This is a genomic window from Palaeococcus sp. (in: euryarchaeotes), assembly GCF_053987695.1.
This window is the reverse complement of record NZ_JBMXHE010000077.1, coordinates 18165-34142: the sequence shown is the minus strand read 5'-3', so window position 1 is coordinate 34142 and position 15978 is coordinate 18165. Positions and strand designations below refer to the sequence as shown.

Here is a 15978-nt window from a genome sequence, read left to right as displayed (position 1 = left end):
GAAAACCCAGGCAACGAAGTTCTCGGTGAAGTCCACCCACGACGTCAAGATGAGCCTCGGAATGAAGGCGGTCATGGGCAACAAGAAGGCCGCCTACGCTGAGGTCAACCTGAAAATGAACATGGGCTTCAAGCTCCAGAGGGAGAGGGGACGGAGCTACGAGGAGAGCATAACCTACGGACTCACCTCTGACATGGGTGACGGAGCGCTCTACGTCACCACGGACTACGACGTCTACGAATTCCCGATAATAAGCCCGCCGGAGCTGGCGGTGGTAAACGGCGAGCAGCAGTATATACTCGTGACGGTTCCCAAGGGGCCGCCCCACGTCCACTTCCAGAACTACAAGTCGGACCTCCACGAGATTGGCGACATAAACACCTATCCGGAGAACCTGAACGAGCTGAAGAACTATGAGCCCGGAAATCTTCTCAATATGTTCACCATGGAGGTCGGGCAGGTTGGAAGTTCCTAAGAGAGGGCCGTCAAGGAGCTGGGCTGGACAAAGAGCAGGAACACCTTCAACGTCGGCGTTTCCCTCGGTATTGGAGGGGGCTACACCTCACCCACTTCCAGCCTTGATATAAAGATGGAGGGAAGCTATGGATACGAGCGCGTGACCACCCACGAGGTGACCGTTTCCAACGAGACCAGCGTCAAAGTTGTCTACGAGGGCGGCATAAGCGACCCGAGCATGTGGTACAACGCGACCGGCGTTATCTACCTCGACAGCGAGGACGGACATCTGGTTCTCGACTTCCTCGTGCCGAGTAAGGGAGAGCACTACGTGACTAGAAGCCAGAGCCCGATATTCATAAACCTCGGCCTCTTCAAGATAAACTACCAAACCCTGCTGCTCATGAACAAGCCCCCAGAGTGCTCGATTTCAGCTTCTCCAAGCTCGGGGAAGCTTCCGCTCGAGGTGGGCTTTGCTCTGAACTTAAACGACCCGGAGAACGGCTCCATGAGATGGAATATTGACTTTGGAGATGGCCATACGACTGAGGGCAACGGCACCGAAGTTAGGCACACCTACCGCGAAGAAGGAAGCTACAAGGTTTCCCTGACCGTCTACGACCCCTGGAACGCCAACGCAACCTGTACGGCAGGGATAAACGTTAAACCGAACGAGAAGCCGATGGCGCTCTTCAGCTACTCGCCGGCCGAGATCAAAGCCGGGGATGAGGTCAGATTTACGGACAGTTCAACCGACCCCGATGGAAGCGTTGCCAAGTGGAGCTGGAACTTCGGAGATGGAACGACATCAGCCGACAGGAATCCGAGGCACACCTACACGAACCCCGGCTCGTACACCGTAATGCTAACAGTCGAAGACGAGAACGGACTGAAAGGAACCTATTACAAAGAGATAATCGTCGAACCCATGAACTACCCACCGACGGCGGACTTTACATTCCTGCCAAAGGAACCAAAGGCCGGAGAGGAGATAAGCTTCGCAGACAAGTCCTACGACAGGGACGGGAACATAGTAAGCTGGAGCTGGGACTTTGGGGACGGGAGCACATCAAGCGAGGCCGAACCGGTTCACGTTTACACGAGTGCTGGAAACTATACTGTAACGCTTACTGTCAGGGATAACAAAGGTGGCAAAGACGTGAGGAGATTCACACTCATGGTATCTAAACCCATGGAAACATACACTGCAACTTCAACAACAAGCCAAACCACTACGACTACAAATACAAAAGAGACACAATCCCAATCCTCTATCTCAACAAGCACATCAGCTACATCATTAACTCAAACGCAACAAACATCAAGCTCAAAAACTCCGACTTCGACAGCCGGAACGTGTGGAGTTGGTGCCTTTTTGGCTTTTGCTCTTGCTCCATTGCTTTTGAGAAGGAGAAAATGAATTTCTTTTTTTATTTATTTCTCCCTGACTAATGCATGGTCAATAGTGTTGGGGCCTTTTATACTGCTCGTAAAAGAAGGACAAAACTACATCATTGTCAAACACGTCACAATTATCCCAACAGTATTGCATGATCAATGGACAATGTTATATACTTTCTCATGCAAAATTTGGAGAGGTGAAGGACATGAAGGATAAACTTCCAAAAGGTATTCTGGAAAACCTTTCTCCCGGTGAGGAGGTTCTCTATGCAATAAGGAAGAAGTTCAGCCTTGAAGCAAAGCCAAAATGGCTCGTTGTGACGGATAGGAGGATTATGTACATAGATGAGAAAATTCTTGGAAGGTATGACCTGACTGCAATTCCCTATGAGAAGCTCGAGCTCGTTTATGTTAAGGTTGGAAAGGTGTCATCGGAATTTTTAATCAAAAAAGAGGATGGTAATGAGATTAAACTTCAGAGGATGGATAAAGATGAGGCGAGGAATGCCATAGAGGCTATAAGGGATGCGTTGAACGAAATTGCTGTCGAGCCTGTGAGCATTGAAAGAAAGAAGCACCTTATGAGTGAGGAATGGATTATCCACAAACCGAAGGAAGTTGTCAGCAGGAGCATAAGGATGGAGGCGAGGAGAACTGTGAGCAGGAAAGAGGAGGATCCTCTTGAAAAGCTCAAAAAGCTTAAAGAGCTCTATGACATGGGTGTTCTCTCCCAAGAGGAATATGAGGAGAAAAGGAAAAAGCTCTTGGAGCAAATTTGACATTTAATGGGATGAAAATTAATATATGTGCATGTACTAATAGGAAGCATGAACGAGAGGCAAAAGAAAATTCTAATCTTCATGCTCCTTCTCATTCTTACGGGCCCCTTTGCCTTTCTCTGGTTAGCCCTCATAGGACGCAGAGAGAGCGGGGAGGTTAAAATTGAAGTTGAAGATGTGAAAGAAGAGGAAGATGAATTCGAATGGAAGAGCATCTGGGATGAGGATTAGTTTCTCCTAAATGCTAGGGCAAGTAGTGCAATAGCCAGGCGCATGTTGCACCTGTTTGATAAGGCTCCTCTCTAAGCAATACCGTACCATTGCTCCTCCCGTAGAGCGTGATGTTTAGGGGTTCGAGTTTTCCATTTTCTTTTGAAAGCCGGGGCAGGGGTGCGGTAAACAACCCAACGCTGAATCGAGTAAATTATTTGAGAAGGCAAGGATTCTTCTAAGAGGTCGCTACTGGTGAAAGAAGATTGCTATTACCGATCTAAACTGAGCAAGAGTGGTGCAAAGAAGAATAGGAAACTAAAGAGAATGCATGGGAAGGCAAAACTTCAAGCCAAACACCACATTAACACGGGTGTAAGGCAAACTGTCAGGAAACTCTACGAGCTGAGAGTTTCGAACTTGGGCGGTTTGTTCGTCCAAAGCTGGCCGGAGACCCGGCCAGAGGGGTTCAGAGAACCCTTTTTCAAGGGTCCCCTAATGAAATCCTTCAAACCTCCCCTCGCAAAGGGGAGGAGGTCATTTCTGTATTTCATCAAGCTTCAGGGTTATGTATTCCCCTTCTATCTCCGCGCTGGATGCTTTTATGACTTTCAGCTCAAAACTGCAATTTCGTTTGTTCCATTTCAGAACAGTGGTGCATATCTCCTCCATAAGGGGGATTACGAAGGGATGTTTGTCTTCAACAGCTCTGTAGTTTATGAAATAAAACGCTATTCTGCTCTTGTTTCCCACAAAGGTTGATATATTCTTGACGAGGCGCATACTCTCAACGGGATCAGCCATTATGAATAACTTGTAAATTCCCAGAACGGGGTTTATGAGGACCTCATCTTTGGGACGCCATTCATTGTATTTCTTCCCGTAGTACTTGAAATCAAGCATATACCTGTCGAGCTCAACCTTAGCCACAACATTTCCCACAGTTTTGGTTCCTCCGGCTTTAATCACGTCCATACTGTCGAGTCCTTCCCTTTGAAAGCCCATAATCTCCAAGCGGGTCAGGTACTCCCAGAATGTGTCTGCTATGTCGTCAACGAGAATTCTCATGTTATTTTTCTTGGAATACCTGTAGAGCAAAAAGAGGAGGACCTCCGGTGAGGAGTTAGATTCGTACTCAATCATCACAGTTTCTCCCGGTTTTAACTTTGAAATTATTCCCTCAAGCTCTCCCGCACTCATTGAGCCCACCGCTTTAATATGCGGCACGATTGTATATAAGGTTTTTTGAATATTATCTGAAAATTGAGGTAAAGAGTTGCGTTATCCTTAAATAATCTTTCCGAATGTTAAAACTTCTGGTGAAATAAACCCACCGATATCCTCACTTTCCTTCCCGAGTGCATTTATAGACTTTATGAGTTCAAATATATTCCCCACGAGCATATTGTCCTTAAATGGCTTTATCTCTCCTTTTTCCATGGCATATCCGAGCTCCACACTCAATGAGAAATCCCCGCTTACTGGGTTCGCAGTGTGCTCCCCAAAGACCTTTTTCACTATTATTCCATCTAATTCCTCAAGATTTTCCCTCTTTCCTTCAACTATGAGGTTGCTGCTTCCTATGTGGGGGGTGGTTCTGAAATCCCTGACCGCGTTTCCCGTGCTTTCCATCCCCATAAGTCGGGCATAGTATTCATCAAAGAGAAAATTCTTCAAAATCCCCCTCTCTATTAAAGGTGTCCTCCTGGAAGGATTGCCCTCTCCATCAAAAGAATAGCTTCTGATGCCCTTTTCAATTGTTGCATCGTCTATGAGGGTAAAAGAATCGCTCGCGATTTTCTCCCCGGGACTCGTAAAACGGGAGTGTTTGTGATACACATTGTCCGCATACATATTGCCCATCAATATCCTGATCAGAGAAGAGACCACACGGGGATCTAGGATAAGCTCCCCTTCAAAAGTATTCATCTTTTTGGCCCTAAAACTTAGCTCTGCATCTTTAAGTGCCCTTTTTAACCCTTCATCGAATACTTCATATAACTCAGGGAGCATTCGGAATGATTTGTAGTAGCTTCCGCTGCCATTTTTGATACCCTTCCTCTTTATGATGTATATATTGAGACTCCCCCCTGTGCTGGCTTCTTCCATTCTAATGTCATTAGAGTTTGTAATGCCGTCAACAGAATGCCCGAAAGCCAGAGCCCCCGAAAGAGTGTATTCATTTCCTATTTTCTCTTTGAGCTCTACTTCCTTTTCCAAGAAGAGTTTTGCACATTCCAGAGCATCCTCGAACTCCATCTCTTCGATACGTTTGTCATAAATCCCTTTAACCCTTTTGATCCTTCCCCCATTTGCAAATCCCAAGAAAGGGACCTCGCTTATCTTTGCAAGTTTTATGGTTCTGTCCACAAATTCCTCAAGCGTTCTTCTACTATGATTAAGTCCCGTTATATACGAGAAGCCCTGTCTGTTTTTGTAGCCTATCCTAAGCCCTATACCTGAGTGATACTTTCTCTGGGCTCTCTCGAGATTTCCGCGCTCAATTTTAAATGAGCTTCCTCTCCCTGTTTCCCAGTATACCTCCCACTCAACATCTCTCTGCTCCAGTATCCTGACCAGATCGTCTATCATGCTCTCACCGTTAAGATTTGCCCAGCTACTCATTTTCAATGATCCGGTTATAAACTTTGAGAAGCCTTTCGTACATGTCCTCCTTTATATCGCCCAGCTCTCGAAATATCTCCGCAACTTCCTTTTCGCTTGTCATGGAGCTGAGCTTCCTGTATATGTCCCTTCCAAGAATTTCCGAAGTGAGTGCAAGTGCTAGGGCGTCTTCAATGTCCTTGCTCTCCATCATCTTTTCGCAGAGGGGTAGAGTATCCAGTGGAGGAGCATTAATTTTCAACGGCTCCATGTTTGGGTAGAGCTTTTTGAAGAGTTCCCTTATCTTTTCGGCATGCTTTCTTTTTTCCTTTGCCAGATATTTGAATTCATCCACTATTATGCCCTCAAATCTGCTGGAAAGCCACTCGTAGAGCTCCTCACTGCATTCCTCAGCGCATATGGCATAACTCAAAAGTTCATATCCATTCAGGTTTTTCAAAAGATATTCTACATCCTGTATTATGTCGATATCTATCTCCATATCCCACACCTGGGGTTAGTTCAGCTAATGGGTATATACGCTTTGCTTTGGCAAGGTATATTAAATCAATCCGCCCACGAGAGCCCTTGTGAGTACATGGGGACCTCCATCATCCACGGAAACCCACTGTCCCTTTCCGCAGTAGCCCGGAAACTCGATTTTCAGGTCCTTTCCAATGGCCCTTATGTTTTTCAAAATATCGAGAATCTTGCCTGAGAGAGCGACATCCCGAATTTGTGCCTTTATCTCCCCGTTTTCAATTAAATATCCTTCTTTTGCCCCAAACATGAAAGTACCGTTTGCTATATCAACTTCACCGCCTTTATCTCCGATTAAATAAAGGCCCTTTTTCACTTCGCCGAGCATATCTTCGAAGCTCCATTCTCCGGGCTCTATGTATGTGTTGCTCATCCTCACGATGGGCTGGTAGTTGTAATTTTGTGCTCTCCCATGTCCATTGGGCTCAAATCCCAAAACTGCAGCGGTTTCTCTATCGAGGAGGTACTCGTTTAAAACTCCGTTTTTTATTATCTCCACACGTTTTGCCCTTATCCCTTCATCATCGTATATATAACTCCCGAACTTCCCCTCCAAAGTGGGGTTATCCACAACGGTCAGTCCCTCTACCCCGATCCTCTCTCCAAGCTTCCCCTCCAGAATGCTCTCCCTATTTTTTACGGCATCTCCCTCACTAGCATGACCGAGGGCTTCGTGTATGAAAACTCCTGTGAGCTCCGGATCCATTATAACATCGAATTCTCCCGATGGTGGCAGTTTAGCCTTTAGGAGACTCTCAGCTTTCTTCCTAACGAAGGATGTCCAGTGCTCAAGATCAATGTCTTCTATGACCTCCCATCCTCTGGAACCTCCAAAAATTTTCCAATACGTCTGCATATTGCCACCCTCTTTTGCAGCTGCAGAGAAGCTCAATCTTATCCTCGGTACTACCGTTTCAATCTCACTTCCAACCGAGTTAAAGTAGAACTGCCACTTCTTTCCCTCTCCATATCCGACCCTTCTATTTACCACCTTTTCTCCCATTAGAAGTCTGTCAATTTCCTTGACGAGCTCCACCTTTTCCTCCAGGCTGATATCCTCAAACTCCCTTCTCTCCTTCAGGTATGCCCTATCCTTTATGGGGTCTCCTTCATAAACTCTGGAGCTTCCCTTATTGTTCTTTGCTATTTTCATTGCTGTTTCTATGGCTTTTTCGGCTCTTCTAATATCATTTGCCGATGAAAAGCTCCATGAGCCGTTGAAAGCCCGAACGCCTATTCCAATCTCGATGTTGGAGGATAGCTCTTCAAGCTGTGAGTTTTGCATTGATAATGATGTTGCATTTATCTTAACGATTCTAACTTCGTAATAGTCAATCCTATGCTTCTTTGCAAGCTCTTCGGCTCTTTTCATAAGTCTCTCCAGATCCATACTCTCACCACCATAGGTGTGCAGAGGAGTTAGTTTTAAAACTTTTTTACATAGTACTGACCTTTCGTTATTAACCTTTGGTTAGGAAGGAAAGGTTATATACCTTTACTTTTGTAATGATGTTTGTAAAAAGGTTTTAAAAGGTCTTAATCCCAATCTAAAGCGAGATTAAATTGAAAGAAACCCGGATAGGTTTATAACCAAAGGTTGGAGGGAGGAACAATGAGTTTCATCATTGTATTCATGTGGTCATTTGTGCTCTGGTTGGTGCTCACGGCAGGCACGAAAGGCATGTTGTGGAGCCCTGAGGAGCTTGCAGCGGGGGTTATATTCTCTTCAATTGTGGCTTATTCCACGAAGAACATCGTGGGTGAAAAAGCGAGCAGGTTTTTAAATCCCTCAAAGTGGCTTGGATTTGTAGTTTATTCAGTAGGTCCCCTCTTCTGGGGTATGGTGAAAGCTAACCTTGATGTTGCCTATAGAGTAATAACCGGCAAGATAAAGCCGGGAATTGTAAGGGTTCCAGTGGATTTGGAGAATGAAGCCCAATATACAATTTTGAGCAACTCAATAACCCTGACACCCGGCACACTCACCATCGAGGCATGCCCCGATGAGAAGGCCCTCTATGTTCACTGGATAAACGTAACGGAACCGGAGCCCCAGAGCTCCGAGGTCATAGCGGGTTCATTTGAAAAGTGGGCGAGGAGGTTGGGCAAATGATTGTGGAAATTTTCTTCTACTCGGCGCTTGTGGTCATGATCGGAGCATTTTTTGCTCTGCTTAGGGTTTTCTTTGGTCCATCCGTTCCGGATAGGGTTGTAGGCGTTGATACTCTAAACACCCTCATAGTTGCGGGGATGGTGCTTCTAGGAGCAGCATACGACAGGACGATTTACATTGACATCGCCATAGTCTATGCTCTGCTCAGCTACATAGGCACCCTTGCAATAGCGAGATACCTTCAGGGGGGATTGGAGTGATTGAATACATGATTTACACCTTCCTCGCGATTAATATGATCTTCAATCTCTTGGGAAGCATTTCACTCCACAGGTTTCCAGATGTTTATACGAGGCTCCATGGAGCAACCAAATGCACGACATTTGGTACAATATTTGCAGTTCTGGCTGTGGTGGTTCATGCCCTCTATCAACTGAGGATTACAAATGATCCAAAATACCTCCAGATGGCACTTCACAGCGTGGTGGCACTAATTGCACTCCTTCTTACGAATCCAACGGGAGCCCACGCCATAGCAAAAGCGGCTCATCTGAGTGGTGTAAAGCCGGTGAAGGCTGTCATAGATGCTTATGAGAGAAAACTTGAGGAGGGAGCTCAATGAACGTTCTGAGTGTTGATGTGATCCTTCAGTTTGGACTTTTAATTGGCATATTAATTTCGGCTTACTTAACGATTTCATTCAGGGATCTGCTCAGTGCCGCTTTAGCTTCAGCTTCGATGAGCCTTCTTTTGAGCCTTGAGTTCTATTTGCTCCATGCCCCTGATGTTGCCATAGCCGAAGCGGCAGTCGGTGCAGGGGTTGTCACGGCTATAGTTGTTTATGGTATTGCTAAAACGGAGAGATGGGAGCGTGAGGTACCATGAAGAGAACCTTTGGAGCTCTGGCGTTGCTCTTCATACTGGGCGTCCTTCTCATAGTTGCTCATCCAAATTATGGTTTAAAATTTGGCCTGGGCGGTAAAGAGTGGCAGGGACACCGCTACACCGACCAGTACTATATAGAGCATGGAATTGAAGAGGTTGGAGGAACGAACATAGTTACGGACATAGTTTTTGATTACAGGGGTTATGATACAATTGGAGAGGCAACGGTTCTGTTTACGGCGATAGCAGGAGCAGTTGCACTCCTTAGAAGATGGAGGGAGGATTATGAGTGAGGATATGGGATTGATAGTTAAAACAATGGCGAGAGCGACTATCCCCCTAATTGGAATATTTGGTGCCTATGTAATTGCCCATGGACACATAACACCGGGAGGAGGCTTTCAGGGAGGAGCAACGATAGCCGGGGCCGGAGTGCTCTTTTTAATTGCCTTTGGATTGAGAGAGGCTGAAGAGCACTATAACCATAAGCTCTACTCAGTCCTTGAAGGTCTTGGAGGACTGACATTTTTGGGTGCGTCCATGCTCGGTTTAAGCGTGGCATTCTTCTACAATGTTCTCTGGCATAAAGGGGGTGTGTTCGCTGGAGAACCTGGAACGCTGCTTTCAGCGGGTTATCTCCCAATAATGAATCTTGCAGTTGGTTTGAAAGTCTTCACAGGACTTGTCAGTGCAATGATGGCGATATCCCTCTACAGGAGGTGGAAGGAATGATACCCCTTCAGTTCATCACGGCATTCCTCATGCTCTTCATGGGGTTCTATGCCTTCCTTTACAAGAGGAACCTGCTCAAACTTATATTGGCACTCGACGTAATAGACTCAGGAATTCACCTTCTCTTGATAAGCTTTGGATACCGGCTTGAAGATGGAACTCTCCCAACGGCACCTATCTACACGGGATATGAGACGCTAAAAGGAACACCCATGGTGGGCCCGATTCCCCAAGCGCTGGTGCTCACATCAATTGTCATCGGGGTTTGTGTGCTCGCCCTTGCAACCGCCCTTACAATTAACGCTTACAGGCACTACGGAAGCTTGGATATCAATAAATTAAGGAGGTTGAGAGGATGATGCTTCCTTTCCTAATCATAATCCCGCTCCTTGGAGCATTTTCAATGCCCATCATGAGCTTACTGGGAGAGAAAGCGAGAAATGCATGGGCTATACTGGTGAGCGCATTAACTTTGGGTGTTGCTTCCAAGGTGTTCTACGACGTGTGGAGCACCAGGCAACTGGTAGTCTACACCCTCGGTGCTAATACCCCTCTGGGGAAAGGTGTGAACTTCCCTATAAGGATCCTCTGGGAGGTCGACCTCTTTGGAGCATTGATAGCACTTACAATAGCATTTGTGGGCTTCCTTGCTGTGCTGTACTCCATCGAATACATGAAGCACGACACGGGGCTTGATAAATACTATACTCTTATCCTGACCCTTGAACTCGGAATGCTCGGCATAGTCATAACAGGTGACCTCTTCAACTTCTACGTGTTTCTTGAGATAATGAGCATAGCCAGCTACGCCCTCGTTGCCTTCAGGAACGACACGTGGGAGGGCATTGAAGCGGGTATTAAGTATATGTTCGTTGGTTCCCTAGCAAGCTCCTTCATACTCCTCGGTATAGCCCTACTCTATGGACAGTATGGAACCCTAACCATGAGCTATCTCGCTGTAAAGATAGCTCAAAACCCCACACTTGTGGGTAGGGTGGCTCTTGGGCTCCTGATGGGAGGTCTTCTATTCAAGAGCGGTGCCGTTCCTGTCCATATGTGGCTTTCCGATGCTCATCCAGCGGCACCGAGCTCAATAAGCGCCATGCTCTCAGGGCTGGTGATAAAAGCCGGTGGAATTTATGCCCTAACGAGGATAGCCTTCAGCATATACGCCACGAGCATAAACATAAAAACAGTGGGGTGGCTGGTGATATTTTTTGGATGTCTCACATTAATCGTTGGAAATGCTATGGCAGTCGTGCAGACGGATATGAAGAGGCTCTTCGCTTTTTCGAGCGTTGGACAGATAGGATACATTCTCCTTGGTATTGGAATTGGACTAGCCGCATACGGCACAAAAATAGGCGACATAGCCCTTGCGGGTGCGATATACCACACTGTAAACCATGCTTTGATGAAAGCACTCCTCTTCCTAACGGCCGGTGCGGTTTTGCATGAAGCCGGGACAAAGAACCTCAATGAGCTGAGCGGTATTGCGAAGAAGATGCCCTTTACAAGCTTTGCATTCCTCGTGGGTGCAGCTGCAATAGTCGGTCTTCCACCTCTGAACGGATTTGCGAGCAAGTGGTTAATCTATGAAAGCTCGGCACTTTACAATCCATTCCTCGCAGCGATTGCAGTTGCGGGAACCGCATTCTGTACCGCCGCATACGTTAGGGTTATATTCACCTTCTTTGGAGCACCCAGTGAAGCTGTGGAGAACGCAAAGGAACCAGGAAAAGCGATGATCGTTCCAATGCTGGTACTTATAACCGCCATAATCATAATGGGGCTTCTGCCATGGCAGATAAACGATAGAATAATGCTGCCTACGGTCGATATGCTCAAAGACCAGCTCCACTATGTGATAGCCGTTGTGGGGGGTGCTTGAAATGTTTGGATACTGGGATGCGCTCTATTTCATCTACGTTCTTTTAATCGGTTTAATAATCTCTTACCTTGTCTTTAAATGGGCAGAAAGGTCAAGCATGGGTACCAGAAGAACGGGAAATGGGACCAAAATATTCCTTAGCGGTGAGGATGAGGATAATGTTGTTCCTCAATTTGAACACTTGAAGGGCTATTTCACGGGAAGACACACAATGTGGGGTTTGATTAGAGGGATAAACAGGATGTTCATTGCATTCAGGAGAGAACACACGGGACTTCTCTCCGATTACGTTGCATATCTCTTCATAACCGTGGCTATAATTTTGGGTGTTCTAATCATATGGGGGTGAGAGAATGGAAGAAAGGAGAGAACTGGAAAGAAGGATTGCAAAGCTTTGCAGATACCTTGGGAGGTCGCCATGGGTTTTTCACGTTAACAGCGGCTCATGCAATGGGTGCGACATCGAGGTGATAGCGGCGCTTACACCAAGGTATGATGCCGAGAGATTTGGAGTTAAACTGGTGGGAACACCGAGACATGCCGATATTTTAGTGGTTACGGGGCCCATAACTGATCAAAGCCTTGAGAGGGTTAAACTCGTTTACGAGCAGACACCTGATCCAAAGGTGGTTGTTGCCGTTGGAGCATGCCCCACAGGCGGCAGTGTCTTCTTTGAGAGTCCATTTACAAATGCACCTCTGGATAAGCACATACCCGTTGATGTGTTCGTTCCGGGATGCCCGCCAAGACCTGAAGCTATATTGTACGGTGTTGTTTTGGGCTTGGAGAGATTGATCAAGAGAATTGAGGAGGGTGGCAAATGACTCCCGAGGAGTTTTTGGAGAGGATAAAGGAAAAATTTGATGTTGAGGCTCATATATCCGAGAACAAAATGCCGCACCCAAGAAGAAGGGTGTGGATTACCGTTGGAAAGGACGAGTTTAAGGAGCTTATGAGGCTTATAAAGGAGATTGATCAAAGAGCACAGTTCTCAATAATAATAGGCGAGGATAGAGGGGACTACCTGAGCGCCGAATATCATCTGGAGCTCTTCTACGAACAGGAGCCGAGCCTATCCATTATCGTGAGCACCTCATGTTCAAAGGAGGATCCCACATTGCCAACAATTACGGACATTTTCCCGAGCTCCCTTCCCTATGAGAGGGAGATTCAGGAATTCCTGGGAATATTCTTTGAGGGAATACCGGATCCGAGGAGGCTCTTCCTGCCCGACGACTTTCCGGATGGAATTTATCCATTGAGGCTTGATGAGAAGGGAATAAAGCCCGAGATGATCAAAAATGCCGGTCATCCCTATAATCTCAAGAAGGGGGGAGCGCAATGAACGAAAGGCTTGAATACTGGGTGAAAATTCCCGTAGGTCCAATTCATCCCGCTCTTGAAGAACCCGAAAAGTTCATAATAACCCTTGATGGGGAACGCATTATAAACGTTGACGTTAAGCTCGGCTACAACTTGAGGGGAATTGAATGGATTGCGATGAGGAGGAACTGGATTCAGGTTCTCTATCTGGTAGAGAGGATATGTGGAATATGCTCTTTCTCGCACAACCACACCTATTCAAGAGCCGTTGAGGAAATGGCCGGTATTGAGGTGCCTGAGAGGGCTGAATACATAAGGGCTATATTTGGAGAGCTTGAGAGGGTTCACTCCCACCTCCTGAATCTCGGGGTTGCAGGACATGCAATAGGCTATGATACCGTTCTTCACCTCACATGGCTCGCAAGGGAGAGGGTAATGGACATCCTGGAAGCGATGGGGGGTAACAGGGTTAACTATGCCATCAACATGATTGGAGGTGTCAGGAGAGACCTTGAGGAGAAGCACAGGCGCATGTTGCTCGATATGGTGAAGTATTACAGGGAAGAGGTTATGCCCAAGATAGAGGAAATCTTTCTCTATGACCCAACAATCGAGGCACGTTTGAGGGATGCGGGAGTAATTCCAAAGAGAATAGCAATTGAATACAGCGCCCAGGGGCCGACAGCAAGAGGAAGCGGTGTGAAAAAGGATGTTAGATACAATGAAAAGCTTGGTGTCTACCCTGACCTGGGTGTTAAGCCAATAACGCCCAAAGAATTTACGGGGATTATCAAGGGAGACGTTTTTGATAGAATGGTGGTTAGAGTGGGAGAACTCTGGCAGAGCTTGGATATAATAGAGCATGCCCTTGATCAGATGCCGGAAGGGAAGATTAAAGCTTTTGCAAAGGACAACATGGTGATCTTCAAACTCAAGAAAGCTGAGGGAGAGGGAATCGGGAGGTATGAGGCTCCAAGAGGCGAACTATTGCACTATGTAAGGGCGGAGAAGGGTAGAGATGGTCCCGCCAAGTGGAAGGCAAGGGAACCAACATTTCCAAACCTCTTTGCCGTTGCAAGGGCCCTTGTGGGAGAGCAGGTCGCGGATATTCCCGTTGCAATAGCATCAATAGACCCGTGTTTGAGCTGTACGGATAGAGTTGCCATTGTAGACGCTGAGACAGGAAAGAAGAAGATTTTAACCGAGGAAGACCTCCTGAGGGAGTCATATAAGAAAACAAAGGAGATCAATCCAAAGCTAAAAATAAAGCCTGAAAGAATTGGAGTTGGCTGCATGAGAGGTGGTGTTCTATGAACCTTCTTTATGCAACCCTCAGCTTAATCCTAGCATATTTTTACGTTTCAATTGCCTCCTTACTCTGGGAAGGAATCGATAGAAAATTGGTGGCAAGGATGCAGCGCCGTGTTGGTCCACCGCTACTTCAGCCATTCTATGACTTTTTGAAGCTTGCAAGCAAGGAGTCAATAATTCCAAGGAATGCCGGAAAGCTCTTTGAACTTGCTCCCGTTTTTGTGCTAGCGGTTTCAATAGCCCTTCTGGCATACACGCCCCTTGGCTTTACACCTCTCTTCAGCACAAAAGGGGATGTGATAGTTTTCATATACCTGCTGACCCTCATTGGGTTCATCAGGGTTTTGGGTGCAATAAACTCAGGCTCGCCTTATGCCCAAATTGGTGCCCAGAGGGAGATGATAATCCTGGTCTCAAGGGAAGTTCCAATGATGCTTGGATTGTTTGCCATACTGTGGCGTTTGAGCAAGCTGGGTGTTGAAAAACCATTCAGTTTGGCAACATTTTACGAGCACAACATATGGGAAATAGGAACACCCCTTTCGTTCATAGGGACCACAATACTCCTTCTTGTCTTTCTGGCATGGCTTGCGAGTGAGATAGAGGTGGGATACTTTAACATTCCAGAAGCAGAGGAGGAGATAGCTGAGGGTCCAATGGCAGAATACAGCGGAAGGCATCTGGCGCTATTCAAGCTCAGCAATTCCCTCAAGGAATTCATAAGTGCCAGCCTTGTGGTGGCGATATTCTTCCCATGGGGTATAGGATCGGTACTTGGGCTAACGGGAGTTGCAGCACTTATTGTGGATGTGATCTTTCATACTCTCAAAGTCTTTGCAGTCCTCTTCATTAGTATGAGCGTTTTTAGAGCAATAACTGGAAGGCTTAGGATTACACAGGCGGCTCAAGCATTCTGGCTTAGAACGCTTCCTGCAGCAATTTTGGGAGCTCTGCTACTTGCCATTGACATCTTGGAGGTGATAGCATGAAAGTTCCACCAACTCTATCCACGGTTCTCAGCAACCTCTTCAAAAAGCCCGCCACAAATCCATTCCCAAAGAAGGAGCCTATTCCAACTCCTGAAGGATTTAGAGGAAAGCTCGTCTATTATGTGGATAAATGCGTTGGTTGCAGACTCTGCGTTACAGTGTGTCCCGCTGGTGTTATAGAGTACGTTCCGGAAGTGAAGAAGGTAACCTTCTGGCTCGGGAGATGTGTGTTCTGCCAGCAGTGTGTGGATGTATGTCCAGTAAACGCCATTGAAATGAGTGACAACTTCCTCCTGGCAACCCATGATAAATATGATGACAATCTCAGGTGGCTTAAAGAGAATGAAGTGGAGGACCTCATAAAGGAGCAGCGCAGGAAGGAGGAAGTGAAAAAGCAGAAAGTAGAGGAGAAGGCTAAATAATTTCTTTTTTGTGCACTTTGCACCTTATTTTCTTCGTCTTTTCTATATCTCTGAATGAAAAAACATAATTGTCCCGTTGTTCCGAATTTTCTACATTTTTGCGATGGCATTGCCCGAATAACATTGCATGAAAACGGGAGCAATTCCGAACATCTTTCTGCTCTCTCCAAATCACCAATGAACTATTCTGTGCCCCCAAATTTGTTCATGTTCATTGTAGACCCCTTCATTGGCTCTATGTAAAGATAAATTCTCTTTATCTTTGTCAAATTTATAGTTTTTAACCTTTTGTTTTAGAAACCTATTTATAAGGTTTTCCTCA

21 protein-coding genes and 2 pseudogenes are annotated in these 15978 nt (G+C 46.3%); 19 read left to right on the top strand and 4 right to left on the bottom strand.

Going from position 1 to position 15978, the window contains the following annotated elements:
• The 5 genes and pseudogenes from ACXJGZ_RS06695 to ACXJGZ_RS06675 form a co-directional block, all read left to right on the top strand.
• Positions 1-475: pseudogene (locus tag ACXJGZ_RS06695) on the top strand (PKD domain-containing protein); the annotation flags it as partial.
• A 312-nt stretch (positions 476-787) separates the two neighbouring features.
• Positions 788-1876: a PKD domain-containing protein gene (locus tag ACXJGZ_RS06690; protein ID WP_456398716.1), complete on the top strand. Its 1089-nt coding sequence runs from the start codon at positions 788-790 to the stop codon at positions 1874-1876.
• Between the two features lie 187 nt (positions 1877-2063).
• Positions 2064-2636, top strand: a complete 573-nt coding sequence (locus tag ACXJGZ_RS06685) for a PH domain-containing protein (RefSeq protein ID WP_456320707.1) — start codon at positions 2064-2066, stop codon at positions 2634-2636.
• A 48-nt stretch (positions 2637-2684) separates the two neighbouring features.
• Positions 2685-2867 carry a hypothetical protein gene (locus ACXJGZ_RS06680; protein WP_456398714.1) on the top strand — a complete coding sequence of 61 codons (183 nt, stop codon included), beginning with the start codon at positions 2685-2687 and terminating at the stop codon, positions 2865-2867.
• 252 nt (positions 2868-3119) lie between these two features.
• Positions 3120-3269, top strand: a pseudogene (locus ACXJGZ_RS06675) (RNA-guided endonuclease InsQ/TnpB family protein); the annotation flags it as partial.
• A gap of 114 nt (positions 3270-3383) precedes the next feature.
• On the opposite strand, the gene ACXJGZ_RS06670 reads toward ACXJGZ_RS06675, so the two are convergent.
• From ACXJGZ_RS06670 to ACXJGZ_RS06655, 4 genes are all read right to left on the bottom strand, one after another.
• Entirely contained in the window at positions 3384-4046 is a 663-nt protein-coding gene (locus ACXJGZ_RS06670; RefSeq protein WP_456326874.1) for a DUF257 family protein, read from the bottom strand.
• An 87-nt stretch (positions 4047-4133) separates the two neighbouring features.
• Positions 4134-5471, bottom strand: coding sequence for a TldD/PmbA family protein (locus ACXJGZ_RS06665; RefSeq protein WP_456398712.1), 1338 nt, complete (start codon positions 5469-5471; stop codon positions 4134-4136).
• The gene (locus ACXJGZ_RS06660; protein WP_456320704.1) at positions 5464-5952 is read right to left on the bottom strand and encodes a ferritin family protein; all 489 of its coding nucleotides are present in this window, start codon (positions 5950-5952) and stop codon (positions 5464-5466) included. Before ACXJGZ_RS06660 ends, ACXJGZ_RS06665 begins: the two co-directional genes overlap by 8 nt.
• Positions 5953-6012: 60 nt before the next feature.
• Entirely contained in the window at positions 6013-7380 is a 1368-nt protein-coding gene (locus ACXJGZ_RS06655) for a TldD/PmbA family protein (protein WP_456326869.1), read from the bottom strand.
• A gap of 222 nt (positions 7381-7602) precedes the next feature.
• On the opposite strand from ACXJGZ_RS06655, the gene ACXJGZ_RS06650 reads away from it, so the two are divergent.
• The 14 genes from ACXJGZ_RS06650 to ACXJGZ_RS06585 are packed head-to-tail and all read left to right on the top strand — an operon-like array spanning position 7603 to position 15656.
• Entirely contained in the window at positions 7603-8103 is a 501-nt protein-coding gene (locus ACXJGZ_RS06650) for a monovalent cation/H+ antiporter subunit E (protein ID WP_293255281.1), read from the top strand.
• A complete protein-coding gene (locus ACXJGZ_RS06645; RefSeq protein WP_293255278.1) occupies positions 8100-8363 on the top strand; it encodes a cation:proton antiporter in 264 nt (87 codons plus the stop codon). Before ACXJGZ_RS06650 ends, ACXJGZ_RS06645 begins: the two co-directional genes overlap by 4 nt.
• Before the next feature lie 8 nt (positions 8364-8371).
• Positions 8372-8725, top strand: coding sequence for a monovalent cation/H(+) antiporter subunit G (gene mnhG, locus ACXJGZ_RS06640; RefSeq protein WP_456320710.1), 354 nt, complete (start codon positions 8372-8374; stop codon positions 8723-8725).
• Positions 8722-8988, top strand: a complete 267-nt coding sequence (locus ACXJGZ_RS06635) for a DUF4040 domain-containing protein (RefSeq protein WP_456398708.1) — start codon at positions 8722-8724, stop codon at positions 8986-8988. Before mnhG ends, ACXJGZ_RS06635 begins: the two co-directional genes overlap by 4 nt.
• Positions 8985-9281, top strand: a complete 297-nt coding sequence (gene mbhE / locus ACXJGZ_RS06630) for a hydrogen gas-evolving membrane-bound hydrogenase subunit E (protein ID WP_293255272.1) — start codon at positions 8985-8987, stop codon at positions 9279-9281. The genes ACXJGZ_RS06635 and mbhE overlap by 4 nt, the downstream gene beginning before the upstream one ends.
• On the top strand, positions 9274-9720 hold the full coding sequence (locus tag ACXJGZ_RS06625) for a Na(+)/H(+) antiporter subunit B (protein ID WP_456320701.1): 447 nt from the start codon (positions 9274-9276) through the stop codon (positions 9718-9720). Before mbhE ends, ACXJGZ_RS06625 begins: the two co-directional genes overlap by 8 nt.
• Positions 9717-10079 carry an NADH-quinone oxidoreductase subunit K gene (locus ACXJGZ_RS06620; protein WP_293255266.1) on the top strand — a complete coding sequence of 121 codons (363 nt, stop codon included), beginning with the start codon at positions 9717-9719 and terminating at the stop codon, positions 10077-10079. The genes ACXJGZ_RS06625 and ACXJGZ_RS06620 overlap by 4 nt, the downstream gene beginning before the upstream one ends.
• Positions 10076-11611, top strand: coding sequence for a proton-conducting transporter transmembrane domain-containing protein (locus ACXJGZ_RS06615; protein WP_456398705.1), 1536 nt, complete (start codon positions 10076-10078; stop codon positions 11609-11611). The genes ACXJGZ_RS06620 and ACXJGZ_RS06615 overlap by 4 nt, the downstream gene beginning before the upstream one ends.
• 1 nt (position 11612) lies before the next feature.
• Positions 11613-11960 carry a membrane-bound hydrogenase complex subunit MbhI gene (mbhI, locus tag ACXJGZ_RS06610; protein ID WP_293255260.1) on the top strand — a complete coding sequence of 116 codons (348 nt, stop codon included), beginning with the start codon at positions 11613-11615 and terminating at the stop codon, positions 11958-11960.
• Between the two features lie 4 nt (positions 11961-11964).
• Complete coding sequence (locus ACXJGZ_RS06605) at positions 11965-12435, top strand: NADH-quinone oxidoreductase subunit B family protein (RefSeq protein ID WP_456398703.1); 471 nt, start codon at positions 11965-11967, stop codon at positions 12433-12435.
• Positions 12432-12956, top strand: coding sequence for an NADH-quinone oxidoreductase subunit C (locus ACXJGZ_RS06600; RefSeq protein WP_456320698.1), 525 nt, complete (start codon positions 12432-12434; stop codon positions 12954-12956). Before ACXJGZ_RS06605 ends, ACXJGZ_RS06600 begins: the two co-directional genes overlap by 4 nt.
• Complete coding sequence (locus ACXJGZ_RS06595) at positions 12953-14248, top strand: hydrogenase large subunit (protein WP_456398700.1); 1296 nt, start codon at positions 12953-12955, stop codon at positions 14246-14248. The genes ACXJGZ_RS06600 and ACXJGZ_RS06595 overlap by 4 nt, the downstream gene beginning before the upstream one ends.
• Positions 14245-15234 (top strand): respiratory chain complex I subunit 1 family protein, encoded by a 990-nt coding sequence (locus ACXJGZ_RS06590; protein ID WP_456398699.1) that lies wholly within the window; start codon positions 14245-14247, stop codon positions 15232-15234. Before ACXJGZ_RS06595 ends, ACXJGZ_RS06590 begins: the two co-directional genes overlap by 4 nt.
• A complete protein-coding gene (locus tag ACXJGZ_RS06585) occupies positions 15231-15656 on the top strand; it encodes a 4Fe-4S binding protein (RefSeq protein WP_456398698.1) in 426 nt (141 codons plus the stop codon). Before ACXJGZ_RS06590 ends, ACXJGZ_RS06585 begins: the two co-directional genes overlap by 4 nt.
• Positions 15657-15978 lie beyond the last annotated feature (322 nt).

What these genes read in the sequence shown, in the direction of transcription:
- ACXJGZ_RS06685 (WP_456320707.1), top strand. Translation starts at nt 2,064, where the DNA reads ATGAAGGATAAACTTCCAAAAGGTATTCTGGAAAACCTTTCTCCCGGT.
- ACXJGZ_RS06680 (WP_456398714.1), top strand. Translation starts at nt 2,685, where the DNA reads ATGAACGAGAGGCAAAAGAAAATTCTAATCTTCATGCTCCTTCTCATT.
- ACXJGZ_RS06670 (WP_456326874.1), bottom strand. Translation starts at nt 4,046, where the DNA reads ATGAGTGCGGGAGAGCTTGAGGGAATAATTTCAAAGTTAAAACCGGGA.
- ACXJGZ_RS06665 (WP_456398712.1), bottom strand. Translation starts at nt 5,471, where the DNA reads ATGAGTAGCTGGGCAAATCTTAACGGTGAGAGCATGATAGACGATCTG.
- ACXJGZ_RS06660 (WP_456320704.1), bottom strand. Translation starts at nt 5,952, where the DNA reads ATGGAGATAGATATCGACATAATACAGGATGTAGAATATCTTTTGAAA.
- ACXJGZ_RS06655 (WP_456326869.1), bottom strand. Translation starts at nt 7,380, where the DNA reads ATGGATCTGGAGAGACTTATGAAAAGAGCCGAAGAGCTTGCAAAGAAG.
- ACXJGZ_RS06650 (WP_293255281.1), top strand. Translation starts at nt 7,603, where the DNA reads ATGAGTTTCATCATTGTATTCATGTGGTCATTTGTGCTCTGGTTGGTG.
- ACXJGZ_RS06645 (WP_293255278.1), top strand. Translation starts at nt 8,100, where the DNA reads ATGATTGTGGAAATTTTCTTCTACTCGGCGCTTGTGGTCATGATCGGA.
- mnhG (WP_456320710.1), top strand. Translation starts at nt 8,372, where the DNA reads ATGATTTACACCTTCCTCGCGATTAATATGATCTTCAATCTCTTGGGA.
- ACXJGZ_RS06635 (WP_456398708.1), top strand. Translation starts at nt 8,722, where the DNA reads ATGAACGTTCTGAGTGTTGATGTGATCCTTCAGTTTGGACTTTTAATT.
- mbhE (WP_293255272.1), top strand. Translation starts at nt 8,985, where the DNA reads ATGAAGAGAACCTTTGGAGCTCTGGCGTTGCTCTTCATACTGGGCGTC.
- ACXJGZ_RS06625 (WP_456320701.1), top strand. Translation starts at nt 9,274, where the DNA reads ATGAGTGAGGATATGGGATTGATAGTTAAAACAATGGCGAGAGCGACT.
- ACXJGZ_RS06620 (WP_293255266.1), top strand. Translation starts at nt 9,717, where the DNA reads ATGATACCCCTTCAGTTCATCACGGCATTCCTCATGCTCTTCATGGGG.
- ACXJGZ_RS06615 (WP_456398705.1), top strand. Translation starts at nt 10,076, where the DNA reads ATGATGCTTCCTTTCCTAATCATAATCCCGCTCCTTGGAGCATTTTCA.
- mbhI (WP_293255260.1), top strand. Translation starts at nt 11,613, where the DNA reads ATGTTTGGATACTGGGATGCGCTCTATTTCATCTACGTTCTTTTAATC.
- ACXJGZ_RS06605 (WP_456398703.1), top strand. Translation starts at nt 11,965, where the DNA reads ATGGAAGAAAGGAGAGAACTGGAAAGAAGGATTGCAAAGCTTTGCAGA.
- ACXJGZ_RS06600 (WP_456320698.1), top strand. Translation starts at nt 12,432, where the DNA reads ATGACTCCCGAGGAGTTTTTGGAGAGGATAAAGGAAAAATTTGATGTT.
- ACXJGZ_RS06595 (WP_456398700.1), top strand. Translation starts at nt 12,953, where the DNA reads ATGAACGAAAGGCTTGAATACTGGGTGAAAATTCCCGTAGGTCCAATT.
- ACXJGZ_RS06590 (WP_456398699.1), top strand. Translation starts at nt 14,245, where the DNA reads ATGAACCTTCTTTATGCAACCCTCAGCTTAATCCTAGCATATTTTTAC.
- ACXJGZ_RS06585 (WP_456398698.1), top strand. Translation starts at nt 15,231, where the DNA reads ATGAAAGTTCCACCAACTCTATCCACGGTTCTCAGCAACCTCTTCAAA.